Here is a 6,535-nt window from a genome sequence, read left to right on the forward strand (position 1 = left end):
ATCTGGACCATTTTCTGGATTCAGGTCGATTCGACCTGAAACAAAAATGGTCTAGCGTTAATCACCCAATTCGCCTGCGGACGCATCAGCAAAGTCGATCAGGGTGTGGATGGTCAGAAGACAGTCGGGCGTCTGTCCTGCCGCCGCCCTGACCAAGAAAAAGGCCCCGGATCGCTCCGGGGCCTTCTGATCTCTTGAACCGTAGCCTGGCTTACGAGGAGTAGTATTCCACGACCAGGTTGGGCTCCATCTTGACCGCGAACGGCACGTCGGCCAGCTCCGGCACGCGCACGACGCGGGCCGAGAAGCCACGGTCGCCCAGCTCGATGTAATCCGGCACGTCCCGCTCCGACGACTGCTGGGCCTCGAGCACCAGCGCCATGTTGCGCGACTTTTCCTTGACCTCGACGACGTCGCCGATCTTCAGGCTGTAGGAGGCGATGTTGACCTTCTTGCCGTTGACCGTGACGTGACCGTGGTTGACGAACTGACGCGCAGCCCACGGGGTCGGGACGAATTTGGCACGATAGACCGTGGCGTCCAGACGGGCCTCCAGCAGACCGATCAGGGTCTCGGCGGTGTTGCCCTTGCGGCGGGCGGCTTCGTCATAGGTCTTGCGGAACTGCTTCTCGGTCAGGTTGGCATAGTAGCCCTTGAGCTTCTGCTTGGCTTTCAGCTGCAGACCGAAGTCCGAAACCTTCTGCTTGCGACGCTGGCCGTGCTGGCCGGGACCGTAGGAACGCTTGTTAACCGGAGACTTGGCGCGACCCCACAGGTTTTCACCCATGGCACGGTCGATCTTGTATTTGGCGCTGTGGCGCTTGGACATTCTGTTCTCTTTATCATGATGCGGCCCGGCGCTTCCGAGATTGGAAGCACGATCTCAACGGCGGTCCACGCATCGTCCGTAGTGGATTCGCGCGCAGGACGGTGTCCGGCGCGGGAAAGCGGGGCTTATGAGTGACCGGGCCGCCGAAGTCAACGCAGCGATCGTCCCACACGCCGGGAAGCCGAAGTCGCCGCCCCGATCGCCCGACCAGGACGACCGGGGCGGCTCACCTCAGCAAGGATCGTTCAAAACCTGGATAAAGTAGGGCGTCTGGATGCCTTCCTTGTAGACGGTCCCCGCGCATGTCTGGCCCCAAGACCCCACCCATTGGGTGTAGCTTGCATCGGAGTAGTATTCATACTCCCGCCAATGGCTGGGCAGCGCCAAGGCAGGACCCGACGCGACGGCGGCCAGCGTGGCGATGGCGATAAAGCAGGAAATCCGCAGAGTTCTCATGACACCCTCCTTGTTAAAATCAGCAAGGTGAAGAAATGCATGGCCCAGAGCCAAACACAACCCTGAGGCGTAACAAATTCTTGCCAAGGATGTTTGCTAGGTTCCGGGAACCCAGACGAAGCCGTCGCCCTGCCGCCGGACACGGCCCAGGCCGGGGAAGGGGAAATGATAGGCATACAGGCGCAGGTTCTGCGACGCGGCCCGCTGCAGCAGGGCCTGACGGCTGGCGATGGCCGTGGTGGAATCGTCGTCGAAACCCATCGGCCATTCGGGCCGCTGCACCGAGATCACCGGATGATGCATGGCATCGCCGATATAGAGCAGCCGGTCCTCGCCCGAGACGATCTCGAAGCCGCTGTGGCCCGGCGTATGGCCCGGAATGTCCACGGCGGTAATGTTCGGGGCCACGACCTCGCCCGGGGCAAAGGTCTTCACCCTGGGCGTAATGGCCCGGACCAGGGCGGTCATGGCCGTGTCACCCTGCAAGGCGCTCCATTCTGCGGCACTGATGCGGATCGTCGCATTGGGAAAACGCAGGGCCCCGGCGGCGTCAACAAGGCCGCCGACATGGTCGCCGTGGCCGTGCGAGATCAGGACGTCAGTGATCTGGCCCGGCTCGACCCCGGCCGAAGCCAGGGACTGCACCAGCTTGCCGTCTGTGCCCATGGCCCCGCCGGCCCCGGTGTCGATCAGCACCTGCCGGTCGTCGTCATGGATCAGCAGGGGATCGATGAACAGATGGATCGGATCGCCCGGCAGGCCAGCCGCGGTCAGGACCGCCGACACCTCTTGCGGGGTGCGCCCCAGGCCGAATGTGGTGTTGTCATTTGGCAGATCCAGTGTGCCGTCCTTCAGCGCCACCGCCTCCAGCGTCCCGATATGGAAGGCGCGGATGTCGCTGACGGCGGCCACCGTCGGGGCGGCAGCGGGGTCGGCTCCGGCCTTGCCGTCTCCGGCCGGGGAACAGCCACTCAGAACGGTGGCCAGGATCAGGCCGGCGGTGGCGAGTTTGGCGTGAAAGGTCATGAGCGAAGTCCGGCTGCGGGAGGATCTGCGGTGACGCTGAGATAGGACGGCACGCCGGGACCGCCAGACCGTCGGAAGGCAAATCGATCCGACGGTCGGGCGGCGCGGGGTCAGGCGGCGGCGAAACGGGCGTTGACGGCGTTCCAGTTGACCACGGTCCAGAAGCCCTTGAGGAAGTCGGGGCGGCGATTCCGGTATTTCAGATAATAGGCGTGTTCCCAGACGTCATTGACCAGCAGGGGCGTGCCCTTTTCCGGGGCGATGTCCATCAACGAATTGTCCTGGTTCGGCGTATTGATCACCTTCAGCTTGCCGTCCTGCACGATCAGCCAGGCCCAGCCCGAGCCGAACTGGGTCGCGCCGGCGCTTTCGAAGGCCGCCTTGAAAGCGTCCATGCCGCCCAGATCGCGGTCGATCGCGGCCGCCAGTTCGGCAGACGGCGCGCCGGCATCGGCGGTCGGAGCCATCCCGTCCCAGTAGAAAGCGTGGTTCCAGTAGCCGCCACCGTTATTGCGAATGGCCGTGGGCAGGCTCGAGATGGTGGCGAACAGCGCTTCCATCGTCTTGCCCTGGGCGCTGGGCTCGGCGTCCACGGCCTTGTTCAGATTGTCGGTATAGGCCTGATGGTGCTTGTCGTGATGGATATGCAGCGTCTCCTCGTCGATCACAGGCTCCAGCGCGTCATAGGCATAGGGCAACGGGGGCAGGGTGAAGGCCATGGGGAGGCTCCTTGTCGATCCGAACGGGGACGCCTCATCTAGGAAGGCCCCCTGCTGAACCCAAGGCGGGACGGGTAAATTCGTTCCGGAATCGTCGCGACAGGGCCGGGTCAGACCGGGGGCAGATTATCCTTGAGACAGGCCCGCACCTGACGACGCAGCTCACCCGGCGACGAGGCCAGATCGATACCTTCCGCATCCAGCACCGCCTTGACCGCCGCGTCCAGCCCGTTAGGCAGGGCGGCGATGACCTTGATTTCGGCCTTGGGGTGCAGACACAGGCCCAGCTCGACGCACAGGGCCGAGAACATCGGCGTGTAGTCGGGGGTGGCTTCGGGGGTCGTGGTCATCGGCTGACGGCCTCCAGCCGTCGGGCGTGAAACGCCACATGGTCGGCGATGAAGCTGGCCATGAAGAAATAGGAATGGTCATAGCCGGGCTGCATCCGGATGGTCACCGTCTGCCCGACCGCGTCTGCCGCTGCCTGTATCAGCTCCGGCTTCAATTGCTCGACCAGAAACGGATCGGCGTCGCCCTGATCGATCAGGATGTCGTCATAGACACCGCGCGCCGCGCCGCTCTCCAGCAGCCGGGTCGCGTCATGGGCGTCCCAAGTCGCCCGGTCCGGCCCCAGATAGGCGGTGAACGCCTTCTCGCCCCACGGGCACCGCGACGGCGACGCGATCGGCGCGAAAGCCGAGACGCTGGTGAACAGGTCGGGATGGCGCAGGGCCAGGGTCAGCGCTCCGTGCCCGCCCATGGAATGACCACTGATCGAGCGGGTTCCCGTGGTCGGGAATTCGGCGTCGATCAGGGCGATCAGCTCACCGGTGACATAGGTCTCCATGCGAAAATGTGGGGTCCACGGGGCCTGCGTCGCATCGACATAGAAGCCGGCCCCCTGCCCCAGATCCCAGGCCGGATCATCGGCCACACCGTCTCCGCGCGGCGAGGTGTCCGGAGCGACAATGATCAGTCCGTGTTCCGCTGCGGCGCGATAGGCCCCGGCCTTGCTGGTGAAATTGTCCTCGGTACAGGTCAGGCCCGACAGCCAGATCAGCACCGGAAACGGCCCCTCGCCCGGCGGCACGAACACCGACAGGGTCATGGGGGTCCCGGTCGTGGCGCTGTCGTGCGTCAGGTAGCGCAGGGTGCCGCCGTGGACCTGATGCTGCTTGATGGTTTCCATTTCAACTCCTTGATCCCTCTCCCGGCGGGAGAGGGCGGGGCCCGCCGTGCAGCGGCGGGAGGGTGAGGGATTACGGTCGAGCCGGGACGCACCGTACCCCCTCACCCCTCCCTCTCCCCACGGGAGAGGGGTCTGAAAACTACCCCACCCGGTGCAGGGCGCAGATCTTGTTGCCGGACGGATCGCGCAGATAGGCCAGGTGCAGGGTGCCGAACGCGCCTTCGCGCGGGCCGGGCGGGTCCTCGATGGCGGTGCCGCCGGTGGCGACCCCGGCGATCTGGAAGGCAGCAACTGCGGCCGGATCAGCGGCAGCGAAGCCGATGGTGCCGCCGTTGGCGTGGCAGGCAGGCTCCCCATCCAGCGGTTTGGTGATGGCAAAGGCCCCGCGCGCCGTACGCCACCAGTAGCGACCCTTGTCGTCGGCCGTGGAAGGCGCGACGCCCAACGCCCCCAGCGCCGCATCATAGAATTTGCGCGACGCCTCGATGTCGTTCGCGCCGACGGTCATGTGGGTGAACATGGTGTCTGTCCTGCTTCCGGGTTGATGGAATAGATGTCGACGATTTCGCCTGTGCGTTCATCGCGCCAGATCACGCCCCTCGGCGCATAGTCATCGGGATAGCGGATGATTGCCCTGAAAGTCTCGTCCCAGTAATCGCCGCCGAGACGCTCCTCACCACCTGCGACCGTCTCTGTGTATGCGAACATCCAGCCCGGAGGTTCGGACCACAGCCGCAATCTTCGGGCCGGCGGACCCGGATGATCCGCCACAAAGGAAAACTCCGGCTGCTGCAGCTCGGCGTATGTGACTGCAGCCCCAAGCTCAGCCTCCGACAGCATGGGAAGCGAGCCCGGATATGCACCGCGCCGACGCCCGGCGTTCGCCAGTAGTCCTGCACTTCGGCGACCGTGAGAGCTGTCCCCTCAATATGGGGGGCTCCATTGAACTTGAGCGGGTCGCTGACAATCGGCCGCTTCATTCCAGGCCAGCTCCCATCAAAACACCACCACGCTGCGGATGCTCTGCCCCGCATGCATCAGGTCAAACGCCTCGTTGATGCGCTCCAGCGGCAGCGTGTGGGTGATCATCGGATCGATCTCGATCTTGCCGTCCATATACCAGTCGACGATCTTCGGCGTATCCGTCCGCCCCCGCGCGCCGCCGAAGGCCGAACCGCGCCAGACCCGGCCGGTGACCAGCTGGAACGGGCGGGTCGAGATCTCCTTGCCGGCCTCGGCCACGCCGATGACGATGCTCTCACCCCAGCCGCGATGGCAGGCCTCCAGCGCCTGACGCATCACTGTGGTGTTGCCGGTGCAGTCGAAGGTGTAGTCGGCCCCGCCGCCGGTCAACTCGACGAGATGGGCGACCACATCGGTCACCTCCTTCGGATTGACGAAATGGGTCATGCCGAAGCGACGGCCCCACTCTTCCTTGTCCGGATTGACGTCGACGCCGACGATCATGTCGGCCCCGACCATCTTCAGCCCCTGCAGCACATTCAGGCCGATGCCGCCCAGACCGAACACCACGCAGTTGGCCCCCGGCTCGACCCTGGCCGTATTGACCACCGCCCCGACGCCCGTGGTCACGCCGCAGCCGACGTAGCAGGCCTTGTCGAACGGCGCGTCCTTGCGGATTTTGGCCACCGCGATCTCGGGCAGGACGGTGAAGTTCGAGAAGGTCGAACAGCCCATATAGTGATGGATCGCCTGGCCCTTGTAGCTGAACCGGCTGGTCCCGTCGGGCATCAGCCCCTTGCCCTGGGTGCCGCGAATGGCGGTGCAGAGGTTGGTCTTGCGGCTGAGGCAGGACTTACACTGGCGGCATTCCGGCGTGTACAGCGGGATCACATGGTCGCCGACTTCGACCGAGGTCACGCCCGGTCCGACCTCGACCACCACGCCCGCGCCCTCATGGCCCAGAATCGAGGGGAAGATGCCCTCGCTGTCCAGCCCGTCCAGCGTATAGGCATCGGTGTGGCAGATGCCGGTGGCCATGATCTGAACCAGCACCTCGCCGGCGCGCGGCCCCTCCAGATCGACCTCGACGATCTCCAGCGGCTTCCTGGCCTCAAAGGCGACGGCGGCGCGGGTTTTCATGGGGCGGGCTCCATTCACGTTCCTTCTCCCCTTGCGGGAGAAGGTGGCAGGCCGCAGGCCTGACGGATGAGGGGTCATACCGGCGGCAAGGGTGTCGGGTCCAGCACCCGACTAAGGTTTAGAGGTCAGAGAGACCCCTCATCCGACCCGCTGCGCGGGCCACCTTGTGTGTTGATCGTCTGATAGTCTGGCTTTGATCCGGGATGCCCGTCT

At 64.9% G+C, this 6,535-nt stretch carries 9 protein-coding genes; all 9 read right to left on the bottom strand.

The features are described 5' to 3' along the window. Positions 1-211: 211 nt before the first annotated feature. Complete coding sequence (rpsD, locus tag AAC050_RS14345) at positions 212-829, bottom strand: 30S ribosomal protein S4 (RefSeq protein ID WP_339915765.1); 618 nt, start codon at positions 827-829, stop codon at positions 212-214. Positions 830-1,060: 231 nt separating this feature from the next. Beyond that, positions 1,061-1,285: a hypothetical protein gene (locus tag AAC050_RS14350; RefSeq protein ID WP_339915766.1), complete on the bottom strand. Its 225-nt coding sequence runs from the start codon at positions 1,283-1,285 to the stop codon at positions 1,061-1,063. A gap of 96 nt (positions 1,286-1,381) precedes the next feature. Continuing rightward, positions 1,382-2,311 carry an MBL fold metallo-hydrolase gene (locus AAC050_RS14355; protein ID WP_339915767.1) on the bottom strand — a complete coding sequence of 310 codons (930 nt, stop codon included), beginning with the start codon at positions 2,309-2,311 and terminating at the stop codon, positions 1,382-1,384. Between the two features lie 110 nt (positions 2,312-2,421). Then, the gene (locus AAC050_RS14360) at positions 2,422-3,030 is read right to left on the bottom strand and encodes a superoxide dismutase (RefSeq protein ID WP_339915768.1); all 609 of its coding nucleotides are present in this window, start codon (positions 3,028-3,030) and stop codon (positions 2,422-2,424) included. A gap of 110 nt (positions 3,031-3,140) precedes the next feature. After that, positions 3,141-3,380 carry a hypothetical protein gene (locus tag AAC050_RS14365; protein ID WP_339915769.1) on the bottom strand — a complete coding sequence of 80 codons (240 nt, stop codon included), beginning with the start codon at positions 3,378-3,380 and terminating at the stop codon, positions 3,141-3,143. After that, the gene (fghA, locus tag AAC050_RS14370; protein WP_339915770.1) at positions 3,377-4,219 is read right to left on the bottom strand and encodes an S-formylglutathione hydrolase; all 843 of its coding nucleotides are present in this window, start codon (positions 4,217-4,219) and stop codon (positions 3,377-3,379) included. Before fghA ends, AAC050_RS14365 begins: the two co-directional genes overlap by 4 nt. A 139-nt stretch (positions 4,220-4,358) precedes the next feature. Beyond that, positions 4,359-4,739 (bottom strand): VOC family protein, encoded by a 381-nt coding sequence (locus tag AAC050_RS14375; RefSeq protein WP_339915771.1) that lies wholly within the window; start codon positions 4,737-4,739, stop codon positions 4,359-4,361. Continuing rightward, positions 4,724-5,059 (bottom strand): hypothetical protein, encoded by a 336-nt coding sequence (locus AAC050_RS14380; protein ID WP_339915772.1) that lies wholly within the window; start codon positions 5,057-5,059, stop codon positions 4,724-4,726. Before AAC050_RS14380 ends, AAC050_RS14375 begins: the two co-directional genes overlap by 16 nt. A gap of 156 nt (positions 5,060-5,215) precedes the next feature. Continuing rightward, positions 5,216-6,322, bottom strand: coding sequence for an S-(hydroxymethyl)glutathione dehydrogenase/class III alcohol dehydrogenase (locus AAC050_RS14385; protein ID WP_339915773.1), 1,107 nt, complete (start codon positions 6,320-6,322; stop codon positions 5,216-5,218). Between the last annotated feature and the right edge of the window lie 213 nt (positions 6,323-6,535).

The organism is uncultured Brevundimonas sp. (assembly GCF_963974615.1).
GTDB lineage: Bacteria > Pseudomonadota > Alphaproteobacteria > Caulobacterales > Caulobacteraceae > Brevundimonas.

What these genes read in the sequence shown, in the direction of transcription:
- rpsD (WP_339915765.1), bottom strand. Translation starts at nt 829, where the DNA reads ATGTCCAAGCGCCACAGCGCCAAATACAAGATCGACCGTGCCATGGGT.
- AAC050_RS14350 (WP_339915766.1), bottom strand. Translation starts at nt 1,285, where the DNA reads ATGAGAACTCTGCGGATTTCCTGCTTTATCGCCATCGCCACGCTGGCC.
- AAC050_RS14355 (WP_339915767.1), bottom strand. Translation starts at nt 2,311, where the DNA reads ATGACCTTTCACGCCAAACTCGCCACCGCCGGCCTGATCCTGGCCACC.
- AAC050_RS14360 (WP_339915768.1), bottom strand. Translation starts at nt 3,030, where the DNA reads ATGGCCTTCACCCTGCCCCCGTTGCCCTATGCCTATGACGCGCTGGAG.
- AAC050_RS14365 (WP_339915769.1), bottom strand. Translation starts at nt 3,380, where the DNA reads ATGACCACGACCCCCGAAGCCACCCCCGACTACACGCCGATGTTCTCG.
- fghA (WP_339915770.1), bottom strand. Translation starts at nt 4,219, where the DNA reads ATGGAAACCATCAAGCAGCATCAGGTCCACGGCGGCACCCTGCGCTAC.
- AAC050_RS14375 (WP_339915771.1), bottom strand. Translation starts at nt 4,739, where the DNA reads ATGTTCACCCACATGACCGTCGGCGCGAACGACATCGAGGCGTCGCGC.
- AAC050_RS14380 (WP_339915772.1), bottom strand. Translation starts at nt 5,059, where the DNA reads ATGCTGTCGGAGGCTGAGCTTGGGGCTGCAGTCACATACGCCGAGCTG.
- AAC050_RS14385 (WP_339915773.1), bottom strand. Translation starts at nt 6,322, where the DNA reads ATGAAAACCCGCGCCGCCGTCGCCTTTGAGGCCAGGAAGCCGCTGGAG.